This is a genomic window from Rhodococcus sp. USK13, from assembly GCF_018343855.1.
Lineage (GTDB): Bacteria > Actinomycetota > Actinomycetes > Mycobacteriales > Mycobacteriaceae > Rhodococcus_F > Rhodococcus_F oxybenzonivorans.
In genome coordinates, this window is sequence record NZ_CP069242.1 from 1,795,410 (window position 1) to 1,819,793 (window position 24,384).

Sequence of the window (24,384 nt, forward strand, 5' to 3'; positions counted from 1 at the left end):
GGAGATATGTGGGGCTGCTAGCCGAGATCGCCACCGGCGACGGGCAGTACCGAGCCGGTGATGTAGGAGGCCTCGTCGGAGGCGAGGAAGAGGATCGCAGCGGCCTGTTCGTCGAGGGTGCCGTACCGCTTCATCAGCGACGAAGAGACGGTCTGGTCGACGATGTTCTGGTACCACGCCTTCTCCTGCTCGGATTCCGTACCAGGACCGCGTGGGACGCGGCGCGCCGGTGCCTCGGTCCCTCCGGGAGCGGTGGCCACCACGCGAATTCCGTACTGCGCCGCCTCGAGCGCGAGCGACGCGGTGAGAGCGTTGACCCCGCCTTTCGCGGCTGCGTAGGGCACGCGATTGACTCCGCGGGTTGCAACCGACGACACGTTGACGATCGTGCCGCTGTGCTGCGCGATGAGGTGCGGCAGTGCGGCGCGGCACGTCCACAGCGTCGGGAACAATGACCGCTGCACCTCCGCGGCGATCTGTTCCGGCGTGTAGTGCTCGTACGGTTTGGCCCAGATCGTTCCGCCGACGTTGTTGATCAGCACGTCGATCCGGCCGTGCTGGGCGCGGGCCTCGTCGATCGCGTCCTGCGCGTCGGTGAACTGTTCGAGGTCCGCGGTGATGCTGTGTGCCTCGGCCCCTTTCTCCCGCAGTTCCTTGGCGACGTCGTGGACGAGTTCGGCGCGGTCGACGAGGACGACGGACGCGCCCTCGTCGGCGAGCCGGGTTGCGACGGCCAGCCCGATTCCCTGTGCGGCGCCGGTGACGGTGACGGCCCTGCCGTCGAACCGATTCGCGTAGAACGCCGGCCTCATGCGACTGTGCTGTTCTCGATGGCGCGGCACATGGTGGCTTTCGCGTGTGCGCTGTGCGCGACGATCAGTTTCCGCGCGGAGTCGCGGTCGCCCCTGTCGAATGCGGCGACGATGTCGAGATGCTCTTGCGGGATGTGCTCGTCGACCCAGCCGGAGTTCCGGAGGACCTTGCGCATCAGCTGGGTGACCTCGAGCCGGTTGTACGCCTCGAGCAGCACCTCGTTGCCGGTGCAGCGGAACAGGAACTCGTGGAATCGGAAGTTGGCGTCGGTGAACGCGTCGGCGTCGGTGAAGTGGTCCCGGTCGATCGAAGCGCCGGACGCTTCGGCGAGGATGCGGTACTCGCCCAGCTGTTCCGGAGTCAGTCTGCCGATGGTGAGTTCGAGCGCGCCCAGCTCGAGTGCCATGCGGGCGTCGAACTGCGCATCCGACTCGGACAGCGGCTGGTGCTCCTCGCCGATCTCGTACTCGGGCACAGCGGATTCGGGCGTGTCGGCCGGTCGCGGAGCGGGTGTCTCGGATCCGTGGGACGTCGCCGCGTTGTTGAACTTCTCGAAGTAGAAGTTTGCCGGCGTGATCCCCTCCGACTTCAGGTGGTCGCGGACGGCTTCGACCATGGGCGGCGGCCCGCACAGGTACACGTCGACATCACCGTCGTTCAGATGCGCCGGCTCGAACAGCCCGGTGACGTATCCCTTGTTCGGCGCGCTGCTCGCCGGATCCGATACGCAGTAGTCGAATGTGAACTGGGACAGCGACTTCGTGTATGCGTCGAGCTTGTCCAGTTCCACCAGGTCCGCGTCGGACGAGACTCCGTAGACCAGGTGCACGGGGTGGTCGGCGGCGTCGGTGCGCATCTTGTCGAGGATCGACAACAGCGGGGCCAGCCCGGTGCCGCCGGCGAGTAACAGGGCGCGACGCTTCTGCTCGCGGAGGAAGAAGCTTCCCATCGGGCCGGTGAACTCGAGCGTGTCGCCGACCTGTGCGCGGTCGCGCAGGTATTCCGACATCAGGCCGCCGTCGGTGATCTTGACCAGAAACGACAGTTCCTCGGACGTGGGCCCGGTGCTGAACGAGTACGAGCGCGTCGCCTCGGTCCCGGGCACGGTGATGTTGACGTACTGCCCGGGAAGGAACACCAGATCGTCGCGGTTCGCGATCTCGATCGTGAACCCGATGGTGGTGTCGGAGAACCTGCGGATCTCCGTGATCGTCGACGAGAACGTTCCTGCGGCGGTCTTGGCGACGTCGGAGGTCGTCGGGATCTGTAGCACCAGATCGCTTTCCGGCATCATCTGGCACGGAAGACAGTAGCCCTGCTCCGCCTCGTCGTCGGTGAGTGCTTCCTCGATGTAGTCGCCGCCGTCGTAGGTGCCGGATTCGCAGAGCGACTTGCAAGTGCCGCACGCCCCGTCCCGACAGTCGAGGGGGATGTTGATGCGCGCGCGGTAGGACGCGTCGGCGACCGTCTCGTCGCCGTCACACTTGATGAAGCGGGTGATCCCGTCTTCGAAACTCAGTGCAACTTGGAAAGTCATGAAAAACAGCTCGATTCGCGAAGAATGGGAAAGAAGATCAGATGTGATAGATGTCGACCACGTGGTGGATGTAATCGTTCTTGACCACGACCTTCTTCTTCAGGATCAGTGGCTGCTCACCGGAGAAGTCGATGGTGTAGAACGAATTCCCGAAGTACGTGTCGACCGTGTTGTACCGGAAGTAGAGCGTGAACCAGTTGAAACGGACGTCCACGACCTCGCCGCGACGCTCGGTCACCTCGACGTTCGAGATGTTGTGACCTGTACGCGGTTCCGGCAGGCTCGTTGCGCTCGACCTGTCCGTCTTGATGCGGAACACCCGATCCTCGATGCCGCCGCGGTTGGCGTAGTAAATCAGGGAGATTTCGGTCATCGGGTCGGTGGTCAGTTCACCGTCGTCGGCCCATGCCGGCATCCAGAACTCGGAGTCGGGGTGATAACACTCGATCCACTTCTCGAATTCACGGTCGTCGAGGTAGCGGGCCTCACGGTAGAGGAACTGCTCGATATCGTGCTGGGTGACGGTGTTTTCGGCTACTGCAGTCATGTAACTTTTCTCCCTCAGCGGTTGTTCGCGGCAGCGGCAGCGTCGGCGTCGAGCGCGTTGGTGAGCGCCTGCACCCAGTAGCCGTGCTGGATCGGGTAGAGGCCCTCGTCCTCGGTCTTCACACCACTGGAGATGGGGTTGATACCGATCTTCTTTGCATCCTCGTCGGGGCCCCGCAGTTGGTGGGTGACACCGCGGCTGAGATCGTTGAACGGTGCGGCACCGGCCTGGTACGTCTTCTGGCAGGAGCGGAACTCCTCGAGATCGTCCGGGGTGGCCATGCCGGTGGCGTTGAAAAAGTCTTCGTACTGGCGGATGCGGGCGGCACGTGCCGCCCGGCTCTCACCCTTGGGGGCGATGCAGTAGATGGTGACCTCGGTCTTGTCGACGGAGATCGGACGGAAATGCCGGATCTGCGAACCGAACTGGTCCATCAGGTACACATTCGGGTACAGGCACAGGTTGCGGGACACCCCGATCATCCAGTCGGCGCGGTCCTCGCCGTACTCGGCGACGAGTTCGTCACGACGCTCGTTGAGGGGACGGTTGGCGGGGTCGGCCCACTTGGTCCACAGCAGCAGGTGACCGTTGTCGAACGAGTAGTACCCGCCCTGCTGCTTCGACCACTTGCCGGCGTCCATCGCCTTGGTGGCGTTGGTGGATTCGCCCGACTCCCGACGCGAGGTGGTCGCGGCGTAGTTCCAGTGGGTGGCGGACACGTGATAGCCGTCGGCGCCGTTCTCGGTCTGCAACTTCCAGTTGCCGTCATAGGTGTAGGTGGACGCACCGCGCAGCACCTCGAGGCCCTCGGGTGACTGGTCGACGATCATGTCGATGATCTTCGTGGTGTCACCGAGGTGTTCCTCGAGCGGCGGGACATCGGGGTTCAGGCTGCCGAACAGGAATCCGCGGTAGTTCTCGAACCGCGCGACCTTGGTGAGGTCGTGGGAACCGTCCTTGTTGAACTGTTCCGGGTAGCCGGCCTCACGCGGGTCCTTGACCTTGAGGAGCTTGCCGGAGTTGTTGAACGTCCAGCCGTGGAACGGGCAGGTGAACGTGGTCCGGTTGTCCGTCTTCCGCCGGCAGAGCATGGCGCCGCGGTGGCTGCACGCGTTCACCAGGGCGTTGAGTTCGCCCTCCTTGTTCCGGGAGATGACGATCGGCTGACGGCCCATGTACGTGGTGAAGTAGTCGCCGACGTTCGGGATCTGGCTTTCGTGGGCCAGGTAGATCCAGTTGCCCTCGAAGATGTGCTTCATCTCGAGTTCGAACAGGTCCTCGTCGGTGAAGACGCTGCGTCGCACCTGGTAGCGTCCGGTTTCCGCGTCCTCGATCAGTGCGTCGGCCAGCTTGGCGCGCACGTCGTCGGACGGCGCTGTGTACAGGGTTTCAGTCATGGGATCCTCCAAGATCTCCGGGGGCTTGCGCCCTGCGAGGGCGCCCGGGTCCGGCAATGGATTCCACTCTTACAGCCTGTGCGCTGCATCACACTAGGCATTTACCGAGTACTGCCTAGGACATGTTCGCGATGCGCACACCGGGGCCGGCAACCCCGGTGTGCGCGACGATCAGACGGCCGGGGTGAACTTCTCGCGGAAGATCCGCCGCGGAGCCATACGCCGACGCTTGAACGCCTTGACACCGGCGTCGACCATGGCGGGTGGCCCGCACAGGTAACCGGAATAGCCGCGACAGGTATCGAAATCGTCGACGAATGCATCGGTGACGTAGCCGGTCCGACCGGGCCACGTCTGGTCACTCAGGCATGGCCGGTAGCGGAAGCCGGGGTGCGCGCGTTCCCACTCCTGGAACAGGTCCACGTCGTAGAGGTCGGCTTTTTCGCGCACGCCGTGATACAGATGAACCGTGCGGTCGGGTATAGCCCTGAGTGCCTGGGCTGCTATCGATTTGAGCGGCGCGAGCCCGGTTCCGCCGCCGAGCAGGATCATCGGCCCGTCGTCGTCGGTGTCGAGGCAGAAGTCGCCGAGCGGACCCACCATGTCGACCCGATCGCCCACACTCAACGGTCCGAAGATCCAGTTGTCGGTGGCCAGCCCGCCGGTTTGGCGGCGAATGTGAAATTCGAGCACTTTCGACTCACTGGGGGAGTTCGCCATCGAGTACTGGCGCCCCTGATCCGAGCTCGGCACCCGTAGTTCCACGTACTGCCCGGCCGAGAACTCGAGCGGACTGTCGAGAGTGACGAGTAAGCGCCGGGTGTCGCGGGCGATGTCCTCGATTCCGCTGACCGTGCCTACCAGATCCCGCAGGGCATGAACGGTCGTCGCGGGTGCCGAGTCCAGCCGCTCCACCACCGTGTCACCGCAGGGAGCAGCCTGGCAGGCCAGCGCGAACCCGGCGTCGCGCTCGGCCGCACTCAGTGTGCTGTCGGGAGATCGGCGATGATCCACCGAACCCGACACGACCCGAAGTTTGCAGGTCCCGCACGTGCCCTGGTTGCACGAGTTGGGCATCCAGACGCCGCCGCGGAGAAAGGCGTCGAGGATGGCCTGATCGGGACCGCACTGGACTGTGTCGGTGCCGACGGACACGGTGTGTGTCTCGGTGCGGGTCATGGTCATACCTCCCAGGTGGCGTGCAGTGCTGTCGGGCCGCGGAAACCCCAGCCCCAGAATTCGACGTCGGCGCCGGTGTCCCGTTCGAGGTTGGGGATCGCCTCGAAAAGCTCCTCGAGCCCGATGCGGCACACGTGATTGGCGAAGTAGATACCGGCGCAGGCGTGCTGTCCGGCGCCGAACGCCAGATGGGGCAGCGGTGGGCGCGTCATGTCGTACTCCGTCGGAGCGTCGTACACCTCGGCGTCGTGGTTGGCGGAGCCGTAGGACATCAGAACGACCGAACCCTCGGGCAGGAAGACATCGCCGACTGTGACGTCCTTCGTGCTGATGCGGGCCGTCGCCGACCAGATCGGGGAAGTCCAGCGCATGCCCTCGGAGATGGCCCGCGGGATCAACGCGGGTTCGTCGATCACCGCCTCGAGCTGCTCCGGACGGCTGAACAGGCCGACGAGGGTCGACGCCATTGCGTGCCCGGGCTCCTGCATCGCGCCGAGCAGGAAGACGAAGAGTGTGGGATAGATGTAGTCCCGCTCGCGTACCTGTCCCTCGGGCATCCCGTCGTGCAGCCAGTGGGAGATGGCGCTGTCATCGGGATTGACGATCCAGTTGTCGATCAGGGGGTCCACGATGGCCCGGATCTCGGCCTTCGCGTCATCGCCCTGGATGAAGCCCTCCGGGTTGGTGAACTCACCGTTCTCGTCCACGCCGGCATTCGTGAAGGAGTTCGACAGCCGGTGGAACCAGTCGCGTAGCGTGTCCGAGCTGACGTCGTTCAGGCCGAGCAGGTCGCCCAATGCCCGCACGCTCACCGGCTCGCAGTACTGCGACACCAGGTCGGCCTTCCCGTGGTTCTCGAACTGCTCCACGTAACGCCGGGCAATGGGGCGGACGAGTGAATCGACCCAGCGGTCCACCTCCGACGGCTGCAGAGCGGGGTCGACCATCGAGCGGAGGTCGCGGTGGATATCACCGTTGACCCCGATCACCGCGGGGTGGCCGAACGTGCGGCCGCCTGCCTTGGTGATGATCCCCTCGAAGTCGGGGCTGGTGGCGATGGCTCGGCACAGCTCCGCAGTGGTCGCCACGTAGGAACCGAGAACCGGGAGGTACGCCAGTGGAGCCTCGGTACGCAACCGCTCGTACACGGGGTAAGGGTTGCGTTCGAGTTCCGTCATGGTGATCTCGTCGATCCAGGAAAGGGTCGCAGTCATGTGATTCTCCTTGTTCGATAACAACTTTCGCTGCAACGGCGGGTTAAGGAGAATGTAGGGGCCGGCTCTCGGGCGCGTCTAGCCGATTCGCGCGACGGCTGGACGATGTGCGCGACTAGTTGTGATTGGTATCTCAGTTATCCTCGACTCAGCGGGACGGCACAGCTTCAATGGAGGTCGGAACGACGTGTGGACGAGGCAGGTGTAGGCGATGGCATCGACGATTACCGAGACGCATGACTGGGGCGCGGCGTCGAGGGCGGTGGCCGGTGCGTACTTCCCGCACACGTTGACGGACCTGTCTCCGGACGGCTCCCTGACACTCTCGATGCGTACCGTCGATTTCGGGCCGGTCACCCTCGGCAGACTGGGCTGGGGTGCGGACGTATCGATCGCCTGCGACTACCCGGGCGCGTACGAGGTCAACATCCCGCTCTGCGGCTCCCTGGAGTCGCGCTCCCCGGCGGGCGACGTGGTGTCACGGCCCGGCCAGGCGACGGTGTTCCGGGCGAACGAACCCACTTTGATCAGCCGATGGAGCGGGGATTGCTCGGTGCTCGGCGTCAAGTTCGACAGCGAATACCTCGAACGGGAAGCGGATCGCATACTCGGCACCGACGTGCGCCCGAAGTTGCTGCTGCCCTCCCAGATCGACCTCACCGACGCCTCGGGCAACAGCTGGTTTCGACTGTTGAGGTCGCTGACCGCGCAACTGCGTGAACCATCCGACCTGCTCGCCAATCCGGTAGTGGGACCGCAGCTCGCCGGCGCCATCACCGCAGCCTTCGTCCTGGCAGTCACACCGGATCAGGACGTGCGCAGGACGGCGCCGCGTCCCCGCATCGTCAAGCGCGTACTCGACGGGCTGAACGACGACCCGGCCCGCGCGTGGACGGCGGCAGACATGGCCCAGCTGGCGGGCACCAGCGTTCGCCGGCTGCAGGAAGGGTTTCGCGAGTACGTCGGGCGCAGCCCGTCCGAATGCCTCCTCGACATCCGCTTGAGCCGCGCCGACGCCGATCTGAGGGCGCGGGAGCCAGGTGTCACGGTTTCCGACATCGCTGCGCGGTGGGGGTTTACCCACGCCGGCCGGTTCTCCGCTGCATATCGCCGCAGGTACGGCAAATCCCCGTCAGAGCTCGTGCGCTTCTGACGGGGATTGCGCGTGTGTAGTTACTTGTTGCCGAAGTACGAGACGTCGTCGTTACCGATGAGGTCCGGCACCGTCCAGCCGTCGAGGTCGTACTCGGCCAGGCACTGCTCGGCCAGGCCCTTCATGGAGGCGACGTCACCACGGTTCTCGGCGGCGAAAAGCAGCTCCGCCTTGACGTTCTCGTGGTTGCCGGAGTAATTCCGCTCGTAGAGTTCGTGGCGGCCACCGAACTCGGTGCCGATCGAATCCCACAGTGCCTTCATGATTTTCACGCGGTCGACCGCGGTCATGCCGTCCGAGCCGCGAACGTACTTGTCGAGGTACGGACGCACGTCGGGACTCTTGAAGTCGGCGGCCGACGACGGCAGATAGATCAGCCCGGATGCCACATCCTGCTCGATGATCTCCTTGATGCGGGGGTAGCCCTGGATCATGAACATGCGGTAGGTGAGGCCGTATTCGAGCTTGGGGATGACGGTGTCGCCGATCCAAGGCTCCGGGTTGCGTGCCATCGATTCGGTGAGGGACCAGAACAGGTTGCGCCAGCCGATCACTTCACCGACGCGGGTCTGCACGCCTCTGAAGCCGCCCGCTCCCGTGGCGTCGAGTGCCTTCATCAACATGCCGGCGATGAAGTCGAGCTTGACGGCGAGGCGGGTACAGCCCTGAAAGGTGAAGCGGGGCAGGAAGCCCGACTGCGGGAAGAAGCCGTTGATCTTGTCGACGTCGCCGTACATGAAAACGTTTTCCCACGGCACGAGGACCTTGTCGAAGATGAAGATGGTGTCGTTCTCGTCCATCCGGCTCGACAGCGGGTAGTCGAACGGGGTGCCCATCACCGCGGCGTTCTGGGTGAACGAGGACCGGCAGATCAGCTTCACGCCCGGTGCGTCCATCGGCACCGTGCAGATGAGCGCGAATTCCTTCTTCTTGATCGGCAGACCGTAGTGGGCGATGAAGTTGTAGTTGGTGATAGCCGAACCGGTCGCGACCACCTTGGCACCGGAGACGATGATGCCTGCGTCGGTTTCCTTCTCCACCTTCATGAACACGTCGCCGACCTCGTCCGGAGGCAGCTGCCGGTCCACGGGAGGATTGATGATGGCGTGGTTCCAATACAGGACCTTCTCCTGCGACTCCTTGTACCAGCGCTCGGCGTTGTCCTGGAACGGCGAGTACAGCTCCTTGTTCGCGTGGAGGGTTCCGAGGAAGGACGCCTTGTAGTCGGGGCTGCGGCCCATCCATCCGTAGGTCATCCGCGCCCAGGTAGCGATGGCGTCGCGCTCCTTCAGGAGGTCGTCGGACGAGGTCGGCGCCTTGAAAAACGGCATGGTGACGCCGCCGTTGCCGGTATCGGTGGGGGTGGTGACCTTGTCGACGTGCTCACCGGTGTGCATCGAGTCGTAGAGACGGGCAGTCATGCGAATGGGGTTCCGGAACGCCGGGTGTGTGGTGACGTCCTCGACACGCTCGCCGTGTAACCAGATCTCACGATCGTCACGCAACGATTCGATGTACTCGTCGCCGGTCATCGGCCGCGACGCGAAGTTCTTCGTGCGATTCACCTCGCTGTCGGCGGCGACGTTGACCTTGGTGCGGTCGACGGCGGTGTCGGGGGCGGATTCGGTGGTGGTCATCGAGATGGCCTTTCTTCGGGAATCGGAATCAGGAGACGGTGTGGAGATGGAACGGGGTGAACGAGGTGGTGGCGTCGAACCAGCCACTGTGCGGGTCGTCCATGGAACCGTTCCAGGCGGCCGAAGCCGACGGGGCGCCGAGGTCGTGGAATGTGCTGCGGTAGAACAGCAACGGATCCTTTCCGGTGGTCTGAGCGTCGACGATCTCGCCGATGAAGATGAGATGGTCGCCGCCGTCGTACTCGGCCCACGGCACGCACGACAGCGTGGCGGCCGAGCCGCAGAGGACGGGGGCGGTGGGGCCGTCCGTCCACGTCGGCTGCGGCTCCTGCGGCCGGCCGGCGAAATGCAGTGCTGTGTCGACCTGGTCGGCGGCCAGGATGTTCACCGCGAAGGGCGCGTTGCTGAGGTAGCGGCACGCCTTCGACTTACGGGTCAGCGTCACCTGGCACAGCCGTGGCTCGAGGGAGACGGCGGTGAAGGCGGTGACGGTGGCCCCGTGCGGTTCGCCGTCGGAGTTGCTGCATGTGATGACAGTGACTCCGCTGGCGAACTGTCCGAAAATGTTCCGGAGTTCGCGCTGTTCCATGATCGGAAGCCTCCCTTCGTGTCGGGGCGCTGGTGCGGTGAACACGAAGGTACGACCAGGTCCACCGCGCGTCGATCCGCTGTGCGAGGTGCCGATCCACTTTGCGCAGTGACTCGGATCACGGCGGAAATTGCAATCGATGGTGTCCGCAGTCACACTTGTGCCATGTCGACCACGTCCAGGTTCGTCCGTTCCGATGATTGGGACGAGGCGTCGCACGTGGTGTCGGACGTCTACTTCCCGCACCGCCTGACCCCGCTGAGCAGAGAGACCGCCGGCAATACAGTCGCGGAAGCCGTGGAGCTGGGCCCGGTGAAGATCACCCACATCGGGTGGGGAGCCGACGTATCGATCCAGTCGGATCACCCGGGTGCGTACGCGGTGAACGTGCCGTTGTCGGGACACCTGGAGTCGGTGACCGGGAAAACCGAGGTGTCGTCGGCACCCGGGTCGGGGACCATTTGTCCACCCGACACCACGACGCTCATCACCGACTGGAGCAAGGACTGCTCGATCATCGGGGTGCGGGTCGACCGCGACTACCTCCACAGGGAGATGGCGCGGATTCTGGCGCGACCAGGGCTGCGACTTCCCCCGCAATTCGATCTGACCAGCGCGAACGGTGCCAGTTGGCTGGCGTTGGTGCGTTCACTCCTAGATCAGATGTTGCGTTCGGACGGTGTCTACGCCAACCCCCTCGTCGCCGAGCAGCTGTCGGGGGCGGTCACCACGGCACTCGTCCTGGCAGCGATCCCGGACGACGAGACGGCCGGTGCCGGTACCCGGCCGCGCATCGTCAAGCGGGTCATCGACGAGATCCACGCCGACCCCGCGCGGGCGTGGACGGCGGCCGAGATGGCCGAGATCGCGGGTGTCGGGGTCCGCCGCCTTCAAGAGGGATTCCAGGAGTACGTCGGGGTGAGCCCCCGCGACTACCTGCTCGACGTGCGACTCGATCGTGTCCACGCCGACCTGCTCCGCGCCGACACCTCGGCCACGGTGTCCGATGTCGCGATGCGGTGGGGGTTCACACACACCGGCCGGTTCGCGGCGGCGTTCCGGAAGAAGTACGGGGCGGCGCCGTCGGACGTGCTGCGCGGCTGACGTCGTCTGGTCGGTCGCCGTTCGGCCTGGCTACGACAGGGCACCGATCCGCGCGCGGGCCCGCAGCGCGATGAGTTCCCGGGCGTGGGCATCGAGCCCGCGATCCTCGTCGGACTGCGGAATCCATTGCCGCACTGTGGTTGCGGCGCCCTCCTCGTCGATCGCGGCGACCACGGTGAGGCAGTGGGTGGTCAGATTCATCTCACCCGTGCGCGGATCGCCTGATCGCACGTGCACCGAGATGTGCATGGTCTGCGCCCCGGTATGGAGCAGTCGGGCATCGACCTCGACGACGTGACCGATCTGGATCGGCCGGTAGAACCGGACCCCACCGGCGTACACCGAGACGCACGGACCGCCGCTCCAGGCGGTACCGCAGAGGTAGGCGGCCTCGTCGATCCAGCGCATCACCGTGCCACCGTGGGTCTTGCCACCCCAGTTGACGTCGGTGGGGGCTGCGAGGAATCGCATGACCGACACGGGTGCCGTGCCCTCGTCCGTGTATTCCTGCCTGCTCATTGCCTCTTCGATGTCGGCGCGGAGCCCGATCCGCATGATCGCCTCGTCGGCTTCGGCGTGGTCCTCGGCGGTGACGGGCAGCCACGCCGGGACGTTTTTCGGCTTACCGGAATCATCGACGGCCACGAAGATCACCAGACAGTTACTGGCCTCGGTGAACTCACCGGTCCGCGGGTCTGCGGAGGACACCGTGCACTGGATGTGCATGCTCGAGCGGCCCGTGTGCACCAGCCTCGCCTCAACTTCCACCAGGTGACCGGACTCGATCGATCGGGTGAAGCGGATGTTTCCCACATAGGCGGTGACGCAGTAGCCGCCACTCCAGCCGACCGCGCACGCGTAGGCGGCCTTGTCGATCCACTCGAGGATGCGTCCGCCCTGGATCGATCCGCCCAGGGTTGCTACCTCCGTGGGGGCCGCGAGGAAGCGGAGTGTGATGCTGCGGGGAGGGGTGTTCATCGATGTAATCCTCGGGGATGCGACGTGGCCGGCACAAAGCGCGAACCGGGGCGGCGAAACGTCGTTGTCGGCCGATGGCGGGGTAATTATCCCACGGATGTACCGGACCCACCCGTCCCCGATGTGAACGGGCCGCGGGTTGACGAACCGTGTGACTACAAGCACACTCGGAAGCGACCGCACAGCGTTCTCGCGGTACGCATAGCGTACGAGAGTGATCGGATCTAATAATGACCTCGACGTCGACCACGTCCGCACCGCACGTGGACCGGGCAAGCCTCGACCACGTCGACCTGGAGTTCTACCTCCCCGCCCAGCGAGTGCTGCCCTGGAAGGCAAACCTCGCGGCACTCCCCGGTGAACCCGGAACTCCGCTGCGCATCACGGGAGTGGTGCGGTCGCGCGACGGCGAAACGTTGTCGGGGGCAGAGCTCGAGGTGTGGCACGCGGACGCCGACGGATGCTATTCCGGGTACTCCGTGGAGATTCTGCGCAACAACCTGCGCGGCATCGTCGTCACCTGCGCCGGGGGTCGCTTCGACATCGCCACCATCAAGCCCGCGCCGTGCGAATTCTCCAGCGTCCCAAGCGGTAACGAGGTGGGTCACATCAACGTGATCGTGCATGCGCGCGGTTACCGCTCGCTCGGGACGCGGGTGGTGCCGCCGCCCGGTGCAACGCACCAGATGTCGTGCGAATTCGTGCTCGACCCGCTGTAGCCGGACTGCAGCTGTCAGCCCGCGAACCCCATGTCGGCGCTGAGGGCGGCCGCGGCGGCGAGGACGCACGGCACGGCCTGTTCCCGGAATTGTGCGGGCGTATTGCGTGCAGTGGAGGTGGAGCAGGCCACCACGCCCACGACGGAGCCCGCCGCGTCGCGGACCGGGGCGGCCAGCGAGATGAGTCCCTTTTCGAGCTCCTCGGACGTCAACGCGAATCCTTGCTCACGAACCTTGGTGAGTTCACGTTCGAGCTCTGCGGCGCTGCCGATGGTGTCGGGTCCGAGTTTGGCGAAGGTCGACTCGCTGACCACGCGTTCGACGACGTCGGCGGGAGCCCATGCGAGCAGTGCGCGCCCCATCGACGTGGCGTACGCGGGAACCCGGGTGCCTACCGAGACGTTGATGCTCATGATTCGGCGGACGGGAACGCGCGCTGCGTAGACCACGTCGGCCCCGTCGAGCACTCCCAGCGAGGCCGACTCCTGCGTTTTCTCCGCCACCTCGAGCAGTCGGGGCATCGCCGCCTCGATGAGGGCGTGCGACTCCGAGTAGTGCTGCCCGATGCTGAGCACGCGGGGGGTGAGCGACCACCGGCCTCCCGAGCCGGCGACGTAACCGAGCTTCTGCAGGGTGAGCAGGATCCGACGGACCGCGGGACGCGAGAGCCCCGCTTCGGTGGCGAGTTCGGCCAGTGTCGGGTTGGGGCGCTGCGCATCGAAGGCCAGAAGCACCGCGAAGCCACGCTCGATGCTCTGGATGTAGTCGCGATCGTTCTCGGGCATTGCGGCCTCCACCAGCGGTTTCGTCAGGGTGCACGGAAGTCGGGGTTGACATTTCAATGTGACTGCGCGCACAGTAGATGTGTACGCACAGCGTGATACTAGTACGCACAGCGTACATCACGCAAGACCTCGGCACGTGAACACCCACCGTGTCGCCCACAACTCGATATCAGCCTTATCCGCTTCCCTCCCAGCCCAAGGAGAAACAGATGACCACCACCGAGAGCCCCACCGCCGCCGGTTCCGGCTCCGCAGCCACCGACAAGTTCAAGTCCGAACGCGTCAGCGCCGACACCTCACCGGAGCGGCTCGCGGCGATCGCCAAGGATGCCCTCGGCGCGCTCAACGACGTGATCCTGAAGCACGGCGTCACCTACCCCGAGTACCGCGTGTTCAAGCAGTGGCTCATCGACGTCGGTGAGGGCGGGGAGTGGCCGCTGTTCCTCGACGTGTTCATCGAGCACTCCGTCGAAGAGGTTCTCGCCCGCACCCGCAAGGGAACCAAGGGCAGCATCGAGGGCCCGTACTACATCGCCGGTGCGCCGGAACTGCCCGCCACCTGCACCCTGCCCATGCGCGAGGAAGACAGGAAGATCACCCCGCTGGTCTTCTCCGGCCAGGTCACCGACCTCGAGGGGAACGGGCTCGCCGGCGCGAAGGTCGAGCTGTGGCACGCCGACAACGACGGCTACTACTCGCAGTTCGCCCCGCACCTGCCCGAGTGGAACCTGCGCGGCACGATCATCGCCGACGAGGAGGGCCGCTACGAGATCACCACGATCCAGCCGGCGCCCTACAAGATTCCGACCGACGGCCCGACCGGTCAGTTCATCGAGGCGCAGAACGGTCACCCGTGGCGTCCCGCGCACCTGCATCTCATCGTGTCGGCTCCCGGTAAGGAGTCGGTGACCACGCAGCTGTATTTCAAGGGCGGCGAGTGGATCGACAGCGACGTCGCGTCCGCCACCAAGCCCGAGCTCATCCTCGACCCGAAGACCGGTGACGACGGCAAGAACTACGTCACCTACAACTTCGTGCTCGACCCCGCGTGAGCTGTTCCACCCGTAGAGAGAGTGATTCGATGACCGACCTGTCTATCGTTTCCGTCGAAACGACGATCCTCGATGTGCCGCTGGTGCGTCCCCACAAGTTCGCCACCACATCGATGACGGCGCAGCCGCTGCTGCTCGTCGCCGTCACCACCGCGGGCGGCGTGACCGGCTACGGCGAAGGTGTCGTTCCGGGCGGCCCGTGGTGGGGCGGCGAATCGGTGGAGACGATGCAGGCGATCGTCGAGCGTTACCTCGTCCCGGTCCTGCTGGGCCGGGGCGTCGACGAGATCACCGGCATCATGTCGGACATCGAAAGGGTGGTCGCGAACGCGCGTTTCGCGAAGGCCGCCGTCGACGTCGCATTGCACGACGCCTGGGCGCGCAGCCTCGGTGTGCCGGTGCATACGCTGCTCGGCGGAGCCTTCCGGGACAGCGTCGAGGTCACCTGGGCTCTCGGCGCCGCTCCCGCCGAGGAGATCGTCGAGGAGGCCCTCGGCCTCGTCGAGTCGAAGCGGCACTTCAGTTTCAAACTCAAGATGGGCGCCCTCGACCCGGAGGTCGACACTGCCCGGGTCGTCCGGATCGCCCAGGCACTGCAGGGCAAGGCCGGCGTCCGTATCGACGTCAATGCCCGCTGGGACCGGCTCACCGCGCTGAAGTACGTGCCCCTCCTCGTCGAAGGCGGCGTCGAACTGATCGAGCAGCCCACCCCCGGTGAACAGCTCGAGGTCCTCGCCGAACTCAACCGGCTCGTCCCCGTCCCCGTGATGGCGGACGAAAGCGTCCAGACGCCGCACGATGCTCTCGAGGTCGCGCGGCGCGGCGCGGCCGACGTCATCGCCGTGAAAACCACCAAATGCGGTGGCCTCAGGCGCAGTCGCGAGGTGGTGGCCATCGCCAAGGCGGCCGGCATCGCCTGCCACGGAGCCACGTCCATCGAGGGGCCGATCGGCACAGCGGCGTCCATTCACTTCGCCTGCTCGGAACCCGGCATCGACTTCGGTTCCGAACTGTTCGGACCCCTGCTGTTCAGCGAAGAACTGCTGCAGCAACCACTGCGGTACGGCGACGGCAAGGTGCATCTGCCCGAAGGTCCCGGGCTCGGAGTCGAGCTCAACATGGATGCCGTCAAGACTTGGACCAGGAACTGAGGAGAACACCACCCGATGGCACTCTTTCACGTCCGGATGGACGTCAACATTCCCCGCGACCTCGACCCGGACGTCCGGGACGAGACCATCGCCAAGGAGAAGGCATACTCTCAGGAGCTGCAGCGCTCCGGTAAGTGGCCGGAGATCTGGCGAATCGTCGGAAAGTACAGCAACATCAGCATTTTCGACGTCGACTCGGCCGACGAACTCCACGAAATACTGTGGAATCTGCCGCTGTTCCCCTACATGAACATCGAGATCACCGCGCTCACCCGGCACGGTTCCGACGTCAAGTAGGCGGCTCCGCCGCCCGTGAGTGGTTAACGAGTCCAGGGACTCGTCAACCACTCACGAGGCGCGGAGCGCCCTATCGTTGTTGCGCGAGGAGCCGGTCGACGGCCCGCACGCTGAGGACGTGGTCGAGCGCCATGGTGGCGCTACCGACCACCCCGGACAGCTCCCCGTGCGTCCAGGGCAGAATCTGTAGCTGCTGGGTGGCCACGGCAATAGCGTTGCCGTACAGGGTTTCCCGAAGTCCGGCGACGAAAGTGTCGTAGGCCTGTGCCATGTCGCCGCCGACGATGACGACCTCCGGGTTGAGGAGATTGACCACGCCGGACAACACTTCGCCGATCTGACGCCCGCTCTCCCGAATCATCCGCCGCGCCTCCGCGTCGCCCGCGAGCGCCAGCGTGATTACGTCACGGATGTGGGTGACGTTGCGTCCCTGTCCCTGAAGGTTACGGACCAAGGCCCACCCACCCGCAACGGCCTCGACACATCCCACGTCGCCGCAGCGGCACACCACACCTTGTGCCGCTGCGGTTTTCGTATGCCCGATTTCACCGGCAGCGCCGAGAGCGCCCCGCTGAAGGGCTCCTCCGGACACGATCCCGGCGCCGAGGCCGGTGGATGCCTTGATCAGGAGCATGTCGGCGAAGTCGCGGCGCTCTCCACGCCGCTCCGCCAGAACCATGACGTTGGCGTCGTTGTCGACGAAGACGGGCGCATCGGTCACCTCGGCGAGAAATGGTTGCAACGGCACCCCGTCCCACCCCGACATCATCGGTGAGTTGAGGCTGCACCCGCGCTCGATGTCGACGGTGCCGGGCAGGCTGATCCCGACTCCCACGGCGCGGCGGGCCGTCTCGCCCAGGCTCTCGCGGAGCGCGATCAGGCGTTGCGCAATGACCGGCATCAATTCCGCTGGGCTCGTGCCGATTTCCTGCTCGACGTCCTCGACGACGAGGACGTCCCCGGCCAGGTCGCAGATCGCGAGCTGGGTGCGACTCCGGCCGATCGCGGCGGACAGCACCACCCCTGCCTGAACGTGGAAGGAGAGCTTGACCGGTGGCCGGCCGCCGGTCGAGACGCCTTCTTCTCGTTCCACGACGAGTCCGGACGCCTGCAGTGTCGAGACGCGGGCCGCCACCGCCGTGCGGGACAGGCCGGTGAGATTCCCGATCTCGGTTCGGGTGGTTGCTTGGCCGTCGCGGATGAGCGCGAAGACGTCGCCGCCCGTCGCCGGGGAAGTAGTCGATCGTGGCGTCGTCCGCATATGGCCATTCAACCAACCCGGTCGCTCGACTGACAACGTAAGCGATGCGCCTTTGTTCTTAAAAAGACCTAAGTCTGTATTGATTGAGCGCCGAAGTTGCCTTACTCTCATCTGTGACGGCCCACACATCGGCTTTCAGAGGGAGAATGACATGCCACCTGCGAACACGGTCTTTCCAGCCAAGACGGTGGATCCCTGCGACTTCGTCGTCTTCGGCGGAACAGGCGACCTCGCCGTCCGAAAGCTGCTTCCGGCGCTCTACCTGCGCGATCGCGACGGACAGCTACCACCGGAGACCCGGGTGATCGGCGCCTCGCGAGCGGGCCTCGACACCGAGGGCTATCGGGACAAGGTCCGGGGGGAACTCGCGCGGTTCGTCCCGAATGATCAACTGGATGCGCAGACGTGTGACCGATTTCTCCGTCGGCTCGAGTACGTGAGCGTCGACCTCGCCGATCCCGACACCTGGACGGGCATCACCGAATGTCTCGCGGGGCGGGAGGAGCTCATCCGAGTCTTCTATCTAGCATGCGCACCGGGACTCTTCGGGCCGATCTGCGAGAACCTGCAGTTGCACGGCCTTGCGAGTGCGCAGTCCCGGGCGGTACTCGAGAAGCCGATCGGACACGACCTTGCCTCGGCACGCGCCGTCAACGACGCGGTCGGCGCCGTATTCGACGAATCGCAAATCTTCCGCATCGATCACTACCTCGGCAAGGAGAGTGTGCAGAACCTCCTCGTCACTCGCTTCGCCAATACGTTTCTCGAGCCGTTGTGGAATTCCACGTCGGTGGACCACGTGCAGATCAATGTCGCGGAATCGCTGGGTGTCGGGAGTCGCGGGGGGTACTACGAGTCGGCCGGAGCGCTGCGCGACATGCTGCAGAACCACCTGCTGCAGCTGCTGTGCCTCGTCGCGATGGAACCCCCCACCTACGTCGATCGTGAGACTGTGCGCGACGAAAAGCTGAAGGTGCTGCAAGCTCTCAAGCCCATGAGCCCGGACGACGTCGAACGGTGCACCGTCGCAGGACAGTACGGTCCCGGACTGGCCGAGGGTGTGGCCGTTCCCGGCTACCGAGACGAGGTCGAGAACCCCCACAGTCGCACCGAGACGTTCATTGCCGTGAAGGCCGAGATCCAGAACTGGCGGTGGGCCGGTGTGCCGTTCTACCTGCGCACCGGCAAGCGGATGGACCGCAGATGCTCGGAGATCGTGGTGCAGTTCAAGCCCGTCCCGCACCCGATGTTTCCCGGCAGTGAAGGCCACAGCGAACCCAACCGTCTCGTGATCCAGCTCCAGCCCCACGAGGGCATGCGGCTGCACATGACGGCGAAGGAACCCGGCCCCGGCGGTATCCGCCTGCGGCCGGTGTCGTTGGACCTCAACTACATCGAAACGTTCAAGCGTCCGTCACCCGACGCCTACGAGCGGCTGCTGATGGACGTGGTCCGGGGTAACCCGACCCTGTTCATGCGCCGCGACGAGGTCGAGGCCGCCTGGGAGTGGGTCGAGCAGATCCTCGTCGGCTGGGAGAAGTCCGAGCGCGGCCCGCGCCGCTACCCGGCCGGCACCAACGGACCCACCGACGCGACCACCCTGATCGAGCGCGACGGCCGCGCCTGGCACGAAGGAGTTCCCGCATGACCGACGCACCCACACCGACCGCCGACGTGCACCCCGTCCTCGCCGCCGTCACCGAGCGAATCATCGAACGCAGCAGGCCCGAGCGCACGACTTACCTGAACCGGATCCGGCAGGCGGGCGACCACGGACCGGCGCGCGGCAAACTGGCCTGCGCGAACCTCGCGCACGGCTTCGCCGCGTCCGGCCCGGCCGACAAGAAGGCGCTGCGCAGCTTCGTCAAGCCCAACATCGCGATCGTCTCGTCGTACAACGACATGCTGTCGGCGCATCAGCCGTTCGAGCATTTCCCGCGACAGCTGAAGGCCGCGGTCATGGAGGCCGGTGGCATCGCCCAGTTCGCCGGTGGTGTTCCCGCGATGTGCGATGGCATCACCCAGGGCCGCGACGGCATGCAGTTGTCGTTGTTCAGCCGTGACGTGATCGCGATGGCGACGGCGATCGGACTGTCACACGACATGTTCGACGGCGCGCTGATGTTGGGCGTGTGCGACAAGATCGTGCCGGGAATGCTCATCGGCGCACTGGGATTCGGGCATCTACCAACGATTTTCGTTCCGGCCGGACCGATGACATCCGGTCTGCCGAACAACGAGAAGTCCCGCGTTCGCCAGCTCTACGCGGAGGGCAAGGCCGAACGCGAGGAACTGCTCGACGCGGAGGCGGCCAGCTACCACGGCGCAGGCACCTGCACGTTCTTCGGCACGGCCAACTCCAACCAGCTCCTCATGGAGGTCATGGGCCTGCACCTGCCCGGATCGAGCTTCGTGAACCCCGGTACCCCGCTGCGTGATGCCCTCACGTCCGAAGCGGGGAAGCGCGTCACCGGGCTCACCGCACTCGGCGACGATTACACGCCGGTCGGCGAGGTCGTGGACGAGCGTGCCGTGGTCAACGGCTGCGTCGCGTTGCTCGCGACCGGCGGATCGACCAACCACACCATGCACCTCGTCGCGATCGCCCGGGCCGCGGGAATCACGCTGACCTGGGACGATCTGGCGGAGCTGTCCGCGGTCGTGCCCTTGCTCGCCCGCATCTACCCCAACGGCTCGGCGGACGTGAACCACTTCCACGCCGCCGGCGGCCTCGGCTACGTGGTCTCCTCCATGCTCGATGCGGGCCTGCTGCACGAGAACGTCAAGACCGTTGCCGGTTCCGGACTCCGCCGTTACACGGAAGAGCCGAAGCTGTCCGGGGACGGCGTCGAATGGCAGCCGGGTACGCGAATCAGCCTCGACACCAGCGTGTTGCGCGGACCGGAAGACCCGTTCGACGTCAACGGTGGGCTCAAGATGCTCACCGGAAATCTGGGTTCGTGCGTGATGAAGACGTCGGCCGTCCACCCGGACCACCGCGTAGTGACCGCCCCGGCGAGGGTCTTCGACGACCAGCTCGACTTCCTCGCCGCGTTCGAGGCGGGCACGCTGACGGGCGATTTCGTGGCCGTGCTCCGGTACCAGGGCCCACGCGCCAACGGCATGCCCGAATTGCACAAGCTCACACCTGTACTCGGTGTCCTGCAGGACCAGGGCCGGAGGGTCGCATTAGTCACCGACGGCCGGATGTCCGGCGCCTCGGGCAAGGTGCCGGCAGCTATTCACCTCACCCCGGAGGCGGCCGCAGACGGACCGCTCGCGCGTGTGCGTGACGGCGACCTCCTGACCGTCGATGCCGTGACCGGAACTGTGAACGTGCATCTCGACGACGAAGAACTGGCCGCCCGTCCGGCGACCGGTCGTGCGCTCGGTGTCGACGAATGGGTCGGCACGGGGCGTGAACTCTTCGCAGGACTCCGCGCCGCCGTCGGGCCGGCCACCCAGGGCGCCAGCGTCTTTCATCCCCAACCCGCTTAAGGAGCAACTCCAGTGACTGTCAGTCCTTCTCTCCTCGACCGTGTCCCGGTCATCCCTGTCGTCGTGATCGACGACGTTGCACATGCCGTTCCGGTGGCGCGCGCGCTGGTGGCCGGCGGCATCCCCATGATCGAACTGACCCTGCGCACATCCTGTGCACTCGACGCCATCAAGGCGATCGCGACCGAGGTGCCGGACATCTGCGTGGGTGCAGGCACCATTGTGGGACCGGACCAGGCGGCGCGTGCAGCAGAAGCCGGTGCCCAGTTCCTGGTGTCGCCGGGTAGCACCGAGTCGCTGCTGAAGGCGATGACCGACACCGGTCTGCCGCACCTCCCCGGTGCCGCGACCGTGTCCGAGGTGTTGTTCCTCCTCGAACACGGCTACCGGGAGCTCAAGTTCTTCCCGGCCGAGGCGTCCGGGGGTGCCAAGTTCCTCGGCTCGATCCATTCGCCCGTTCCCGCGGCCAGGTTCTGCCCCACCGGCGGGGTGTCGACCTCGAATGTGCGGGACTACCTGGCACTGCCCAACGTCGGGTGCGTCGGCGGATCTTGGCTCACGCCCTCCGACGCCGTGAAGCAGAAGGACTGGGACCGGATCAGCGCGCTGGCCAGTGAGGCGGCAGCACTCGCTCGTTAGGCCGAGAACGCGCGGTACGGTGAGGTCGTGCGAGACAAGGAAAACGGTGATCCAGGACGGCCGGGCTCGCAGTCTTCGCTGAAGTCCGCCAATCAGCACCGAGTGGTGCGCGCCCTGCAGATGTCGGGCGAGCTGACCCAGGCCGAGATCGCCCGGCGCACCGGTTTAGCTCCCGCCACCGTCTCCAACATGGTCAAGGAACTGACCGCGGCCGGAATGGTCACCGTGCCTGACGGCGACCACCCCGGCCAGCGCGGTCGGGCGGTGCGACTGACGCGGAAGATGGGGCTCGCGGTCGGGATCGACTTCGGCCACCGGCACCTCACCGTCGCAGTCGCCGACATGGCGCATGATGTCCTGGCCGAGGAGAGAGTCGAACTCGCAGCCGGACATCGCGCCGAAGAAGGCGTGGTGCAGGCGGGCACCCTTCTCGACGCGGCCCTCGATCGTCTCGGCTGCGGCCGCACGTCCGTCCTGGCCGTCGGCATGGGCCTGCCCGCGCCGCTCGAAACCGACACCGGTGAGGTCGGTGGCCCGTCGATCCTCCCCGGCTGGGTGGGTGTCGACGCCGCCGCCATCGCGTCCGATCATCTCGGTATCGCCGTCCACGTCGACAACGATGCCAACCTCGGTGTATTGGCCGAGCACATGTGGGGCGCAGGCCGGGGAACCACCGATCTCGCATACATCAAACTGTCCGACGGTGTGGGCGCCGGCCTCGTCCTCGACGGCCGGCTCTACCGTGGAAGAGGCGGCACCGCAGGCGAAATCGGCCACGTTACTCTCGACGAGTTCGGTCAGGTATGCCGTTGCGGCAACCGTGGATGCCTCGAGACGCTCGTCGCCTCCCACGTCGTCATCGCCCTGCTCGAGCCGAGCCGCGGCACCGGCCTGAGTATCGCCGACGTCGTCGCCATGGCCGAGGACGGTGATGCCGCCTGCGTCAGGGTGCTCGCCGACACCGGCAGGCATGTCGGCGTCGCCGCCGCGAGCCTCTGCAACCTCCTCAACCCTGAGCGTCTCGTCATCGGCGGGGAACTCGCCCTTGCGGGCGATTTGTTGCTCGGTCCCCTTCGTGAGGTGCTGGCGCGTTACGCCGTGCCCAGCGCAGTGCGATCGCTCGAGGTGCGTGTCGCCGAGTTGGGCTCCCGGGCTCAGGTGCTCGGTGCCGTCGCGCTGGGCTTGCGTTCTGCACTACCTGCCTGACTCGAAGTATTCATTTCCGAACATCACGCTCGGTATTTTCGGGTTCCTATGTTCATAGGTTGACGATTCGCGCCTTTCTTGCCTACTGTGGTCCACACCACATTTACTGCGTGCGCCTTCGCCGCGCGGCGGGTCTCGGCCTCGCATACCCCCCTTCCTCCCGAGGAGTCCCATGACCGAAAACGTTCTGTCACCCGGCGCAACGGTGCCGCCCGGCGACACAGGGGAGGGCACGGCTGTGCCCTTCCGGATCGCGGCTGTCGCTGCCCTGGGCGGCCTCTTGTTCGGATACGACAGCGCGGTGATCAACGGCGCGGTCACGGCGATCGAAGGCAAGTTCCAGGTCGAGTCGGCCTTGCTCGGCTTCGCCATCGCTTCGGCCCTGCTGGGTGCTGCCGCGGGCGCCATGGTGGCCGGCCGCATCGCCGACCGGTACGGACGGCTCGTCACGATGCAGGCTGCCGCGGTGATGTTCCTGCTCAGCGCGCTGGGGACGGGGTTCGCCCCTGATGTCGAAGTCCTGGTGGTGTTCCGCATCGTGGGCGGCCTCGGTGTCGGCTTGGCCTCGGTGATCGCCCCCGCATACATCGCGGAAATTTCTCCGGCTCGAGTGCGGGGACGCCTGGGTTCATTGCAGCAGCTCGCGATCGTCACCGGCATCTTCGTCTCGCTCCTCGTCGACTACGCACTGGCCGCCCTTGCCGGCGGGTCCCAGGAGGAATTGTGGTTCGGACTCGAAGCCTGGCGATGGATGTTCCTCGCCATGTGCATTCCCGCGCTCGCGTACGGACTGCTGTCGCTGACCATCCCTGAATCGCCCCGCTACCTGATTGCCCAGGGTCGTCTCGGTGAGGCCCGTGGCGTTCTCGCAGTGCTTCTCGGGGAGAAGGGTCTCGACCTCAAAGTCGAGAGCATTCGTGCCACTCTTGCTCGCGAGAACGAACCCTCCATCAAGGACCTGAAGGGGCCGGCGTTCGGTCTCCTGCCGATCGTGTGGATAGGGATCGGTCTGTCGGTCTTTCAACAGTTCGTCGGCATCAACGTGATCTTCTACTACTCGAGCGTGCTGTGGCAGGCGGTCGGTTTCGACGAGGGCAGTTCGCTGCAGATCACCGTCATCACCTCGGTGGTCAACATCGCGACCACTCTCATCGCGATCGCGTACATCGACCGGGTGGGCCGTCGACCGCTCCTGATCATCGGCTCGGCCGGCATGGCCGTGACGCTCGCGACCATGGCCGTCATCTTCGGCACCGCCTCCACCACCGTCGTGAACGGTGTGACAACTCCCCAGCTCACAGGTCTGCAGGGTCCGATCGCGCTGATCGCCGCCAACCTCTTCGTGGTGGCCTTCGGAATGTCGTGGGGACCCGTGGTCTGGGTCCTGCTCGGAGAGGCCTTCCCCAACCGCATCCGGGCGGCGGCCCTGTCCCTGGCGGCCGGCGCACAATGGGCGGCGAACTGGCTGATCACCGTGAGCTTCCCGTCGATGAAGGATTTCTCGCTCGGCATCTCCTACGGCTTCTACGCCGTGTGTGCGGTGCTGTCGCTCGTCTTCGTCCTCCGCTGGGTCAAAGAGACCAAGGGTGTGGAACTCGAAGCCATGCAATCGGATCCGGTGGTGTAGA

At 65.6% G+C, this 24,384-nt stretch carries 22 protein-coding genes; 11 read left to right on the plus strand and 11 right to left on the minus strand.

The window, feature by feature from the left end; translation table 11 throughout:
* Positions 1-17: 17 nt before the first annotated feature.
* The 6 genes from JQT59_RS11125 to JQT59_RS11150 form a co-directional block, all read right to left on the minus strand.
* Positions 18-812, minus strand: a complete 795-nt coding sequence (locus tag JQT59_RS11125; protein ID WP_213576185.1) for a 1,6-dihydroxycyclohexa-2,4-diene-1-carboxylate dehydrogenase — start codon at positions 810-812, stop codon at positions 18-20.
* Positions 809-2,350: a benzoate 1,2-dioxygenase electron transfer component BenC gene (gene benC, locus JQT59_RS11130; protein WP_213576186.1), complete on the minus strand. Its 1,542-nt coding sequence runs from the start codon at positions 2,348-2,350 to the stop codon at positions 809-811. The genes JQT59_RS11125 and benC overlap by 4 nt, the downstream gene beginning before the upstream one ends.
* Before the next feature lie 37 nt (positions 2,351-2,387).
* On the minus strand, positions 2,388-2,897 hold the full coding sequence (benB, locus tag JQT59_RS11135) for a benzoate 1,2-dioxygenase small subunit (RefSeq protein ID WP_213576187.1): 510 nt from the start codon (positions 2,895-2,897) through the stop codon (positions 2,388-2,390).
* A 14-nt stretch (positions 2,898-2,911) separates the two neighbouring features.
* The gene (benA, locus tag JQT59_RS11140; protein WP_213576188.1) at positions 2,912-4,294 is read right to left on the minus strand and encodes a benzoate 1,2-dioxygenase large subunit; all 1,383 of its coding nucleotides are present in this window, start codon (positions 4,292-4,294) and stop codon (positions 2,912-2,914) included.
* A gap of 171 nt (positions 4,295-4,465) precedes the next feature.
* Positions 4,466-5,473, minus strand: a complete 1,008-nt coding sequence (locus JQT59_RS11145; protein WP_213576189.1) for a 2Fe-2S iron-sulfur cluster-binding protein — start codon at positions 5,471-5,473, stop codon at positions 4,466-4,468.
* 2 nt (positions 5,474-5,475) lie between these two features.
* Entirely contained in the window at positions 5,476-6,687 is a 1,212-nt protein-coding gene (locus JQT59_RS11150; RefSeq protein WP_213576190.1) for a cytochrome P450, read from the minus strand.
* Between the two features lie 211 nt (positions 6,688-6,898).
* Here JQT59_RS11150 and JQT59_RS11155 point away from each other — a divergent pair, with 211 nt between their 5' ends.
* Positions 6,899-7,840, plus strand: a complete 942-nt coding sequence (locus tag JQT59_RS11155; protein ID WP_213576191.1) for an AraC family transcriptional regulator — start codon at positions 6,899-6,901, stop codon at positions 7,838-7,840.
* A 20-nt stretch (positions 7,841-7,860) separates the two neighbouring features.
* Here JQT59_RS11155 and JQT59_RS11160 read toward each other — a convergent pair whose 3' ends face one another.
* Together JQT59_RS11160 and JQT59_RS11165 are read right to left on the minus strand one after the other, a co-directional pair.
* A complete protein-coding gene (locus JQT59_RS11160; RefSeq protein ID WP_213576192.1) occupies positions 7,861-9,477 on the minus strand; it encodes a 4-hydroxyphenylacetate 3-hydroxylase family protein in 1,617 nt (538 codons plus the stop codon).
* Between the two features lie 28 nt (positions 9,478-9,505).
* Positions 9,506-10,066 (minus strand): flavin reductase family protein, encoded by a 561-nt coding sequence (locus JQT59_RS11165; RefSeq protein WP_159923621.1) that lies wholly within the window; start codon positions 10,064-10,066, stop codon positions 9,506-9,508.
* Between the two features lie 165 nt (positions 10,067-10,231).
* On the opposite strand from JQT59_RS11165, the gene JQT59_RS11170 reads away from it, so the two are divergent.
* Positions 10,232-11,170, plus strand: coding sequence for an AraC family transcriptional regulator (locus JQT59_RS11170; protein ID WP_213576193.1), 939 nt, complete (start codon positions 10,232-10,234; stop codon positions 11,168-11,170).
* Between the two features lie 30 nt (positions 11,171-11,200).
* On the opposite strand, the gene JQT59_RS11175 is transcribed toward JQT59_RS11170, so the two are convergent.
* A complete protein-coding gene (locus tag JQT59_RS11175) occupies positions 11,201-12,148 on the minus strand; it encodes an acyl-CoA thioesterase (protein WP_213576194.1) in 948 nt (315 codons plus the stop codon).
* A 230-nt stretch (positions 12,149-12,378) separates the two neighbouring features.
* Here JQT59_RS11175 and JQT59_RS11180 point away from each other — a divergent pair, with 230 nt between their 5' ends.
* A complete protein-coding gene (locus JQT59_RS11180; RefSeq protein ID WP_213576195.1) occupies positions 12,379-12,867 on the plus strand; it encodes a dioxygenase family protein in 489 nt (162 codons plus the stop codon).
* 14 nt (positions 12,868-12,881) lie between these two features.
* On the opposite strand, the gene JQT59_RS11185 is transcribed toward JQT59_RS11180, so the two are convergent.
* The gene (locus JQT59_RS11185) at positions 12,882-13,652 is read right to left on the minus strand and encodes an IclR family transcriptional regulator domain-containing protein (RefSeq protein WP_213576196.1); all 771 of its coding nucleotides are present in this window, start codon (positions 13,650-13,652) and stop codon (positions 12,882-12,884) included.
* Positions 13,653-13,861: 209 nt separating this feature from the next.
* Between JQT59_RS11185 and catA the strand changes: the two genes are divergently transcribed.
* From catA to catC, 3 genes are read left to right on the plus strand one after another with little or no spacing between them, the layout of a single operon-like run.
* Positions 13,862-14,704, plus strand: a complete 843-nt coding sequence (gene catA / locus JQT59_RS11190) for a catechol 1,2-dioxygenase (RefSeq protein WP_208960276.1) — start codon at positions 13,862-13,864, stop codon at positions 14,702-14,704.
* A 29-nt stretch (positions 14,705-14,733) separates the two neighbouring features.
* Entirely contained in the window at positions 14,734-15,855 is a 1,122-nt protein-coding gene (locus tag JQT59_RS11195) for a muconate/chloromuconate family cycloisomerase (RefSeq protein WP_213576197.1), read from the plus strand.
* A 15-nt stretch (positions 15,856-15,870) separates the two neighbouring features.
* A complete protein-coding gene (gene catC, locus JQT59_RS11200) occupies positions 15,871-16,152 on the plus strand; it encodes a muconolactone Delta-isomerase (RefSeq protein WP_109333824.1) in 282 nt (93 codons plus the stop codon).
* A 70-nt stretch (positions 16,153-16,222) separates the two neighbouring features.
* On the opposite strand, the gene JQT59_RS11205 is transcribed toward catC, so the two are convergent.
* Positions 16,223-17,413 (minus strand): ROK family transcriptional regulator, encoded by a 1,191-nt coding sequence (locus JQT59_RS11205; protein WP_213576198.1) that lies wholly within the window; start codon positions 17,411-17,413, stop codon positions 16,223-16,225.
* A gap of 151 nt (positions 17,414-17,564) precedes the next feature.
* Here JQT59_RS11205 and zwf point away from each other — a divergent pair, with 151 nt between their 5' ends.
* The 5 genes from zwf (at position 17,565) to JQT59_RS11230 (ending at position 24,383) form a co-directional block, all read left to right on the plus strand.
* On the plus strand, positions 17,565-19,061 hold the full coding sequence (zwf, locus tag JQT59_RS11210; protein WP_213576199.1) for a glucose-6-phosphate dehydrogenase: 1,497 nt from the start codon (positions 17,565-17,567) through the stop codon (positions 19,059-19,061).
* Positions 19,058-20,911 (plus strand): phosphogluconate dehydratase, encoded by a 1,854-nt coding sequence (edd, locus tag JQT59_RS11215; protein WP_213576200.1) that lies wholly within the window; start codon positions 19,058-19,060, stop codon positions 20,909-20,911. Before zwf ends, edd begins: the two co-directional genes overlap by 4 nt.
* A 12-nt stretch (positions 20,912-20,923) precedes the next feature.
* Positions 20,924-21,550, plus strand: coding sequence for a bifunctional 4-hydroxy-2-oxoglutarate aldolase/2-dehydro-3-deoxy-phosphogluconate aldolase (gene eda, locus JQT59_RS11220; protein ID WP_213576201.1), 627 nt, complete (start codon positions 20,924-20,926; stop codon positions 21,548-21,550).
* Positions 21,551-21,577: 27 nt separating this feature from the next.
* On the plus strand, positions 21,578-22,756 hold the full coding sequence (locus JQT59_RS11225; protein ID WP_213576202.1) for an ROK family transcriptional regulator: 1,179 nt from the start codon (positions 21,578-21,580) through the stop codon (positions 22,754-22,756).
* Between the two features lie 172 nt (positions 22,757-22,928).
* Positions 22,929-24,383: a sugar porter family MFS transporter gene (locus JQT59_RS11230; RefSeq protein WP_213576203.1), complete on the plus strand. Its 1,455-nt coding sequence runs from the start codon at positions 22,929-22,931 to the stop codon at positions 24,381-24,383.
* Position 24,384 lies beyond the last annotated feature (1 nt).

Coding starts and splice junctions, on each gene's coding strand:
- JQT59_RS11125 (WP_213576185.1), bottom strand. CDS start 812: ATGAGGCCGGCGTTCTACGCGAATCGGTTCGACGGCAGGGCCGTCACC.
- benC (WP_213576186.1), bottom strand. CDS start 2,350: ATGACTTTCCAAGTTGCACTGAGTTTCGAAGACGGGATCACCCGCTTC.
- benB (WP_213576187.1), bottom strand. CDS start 2,897: ATGACTGCAGTAGCCGAAAACACCGTCACCCAGCACGATATCGAGCAG.
- benA (WP_213576188.1), bottom strand. CDS start 4,294: ATGACTGAAACCCTGTACACAGCGCCGTCCGACGACGTGCGCGCCAAG.
- JQT59_RS11145 (WP_213576189.1), bottom strand. CDS start 5,473: ATGACCCGCACCGAGACACACACCGTGTCCGTCGGCACCGACACAGTC.
- JQT59_RS11150 (WP_213576190.1), bottom strand. CDS start 6,687: ATGACTGCGACCCTTTCCTGGATCGACGAGATCACCATGACGGAACTC.
- JQT59_RS11155 (WP_213576191.1), top strand. CDS start 6,899: ATGGCATCGACGATTACCGAGACGCATGACTGGGGCGCGGCGTCGAGG.
- JQT59_RS11160 (WP_213576192.1), bottom strand. CDS start 9,477: ATGACCACCACCGAATCCGCCCCCGACACCGCCGTCGACCGCACCAAG.
- JQT59_RS11165 (WP_159923621.1), bottom strand. CDS start 10,066: ATGGAACAGCGCGAACTCCGGAACATTTTCGGACAGTTCGCCAGCGGA.
- JQT59_RS11170 (WP_213576193.1), top strand. CDS start 10,232: ATGTCGACCACGTCCAGGTTCGTCCGTTCCGATGATTGGGACGAGGCG.
- JQT59_RS11175 (WP_213576194.1), bottom strand. CDS start 12,148: ATGAACACCCCTCCCCGCAGCATCACACTCCGCTTCCTCGCGGCCCCC.
- JQT59_RS11180 (WP_213576195.1), top strand. CDS start 12,379: ATGACCTCGACGTCGACCACGTCCGCACCGCACGTGGACCGGGCAAGC.
- JQT59_RS11185 (WP_213576196.1), bottom strand. CDS start 13,652: ATGCCCGAGAACGATCGCGACTACATCCAGAGCATCGAGCGTGGCTTC.
- catA (WP_208960276.1), top strand. CDS start 13,862: ATGACCACCACCGAGAGCCCCACCGCCGCCGGTTCCGGCTCCGCAGCC.
- JQT59_RS11195 (WP_213576197.1), top strand. CDS start 14,734: ATGACCGACCTGTCTATCGTTTCCGTCGAAACGACGATCCTCGATGTG.
- catC (WP_109333824.1), top strand. CDS start 15,871: ATGGCACTCTTTCACGTCCGGATGGACGTCAACATTCCCCGCGACCTC.
- JQT59_RS11205 (WP_213576198.1), bottom strand. CDS start 17,413: ATGCGGACGACGCCACGATCGACTACTTCCCCGGCGACGGGCGGCGAC.
- zwf (WP_213576199.1), top strand. CDS start 17,565: ATGCCACCTGCGAACACGGTCTTTCCAGCCAAGACGGTGGATCCCTGC.
- edd (WP_213576200.1), top strand. CDS start 19,058: ATGACCGACGCACCCACACCGACCGCCGACGTGCACCCCGTCCTCGCC.
- JQT59_RS11230 (WP_213576203.1), top strand. CDS start 22,929: ATGACCGAAAACGTTCTGTCACCCGGCGCAACGGTGCCGCCCGGCGAC.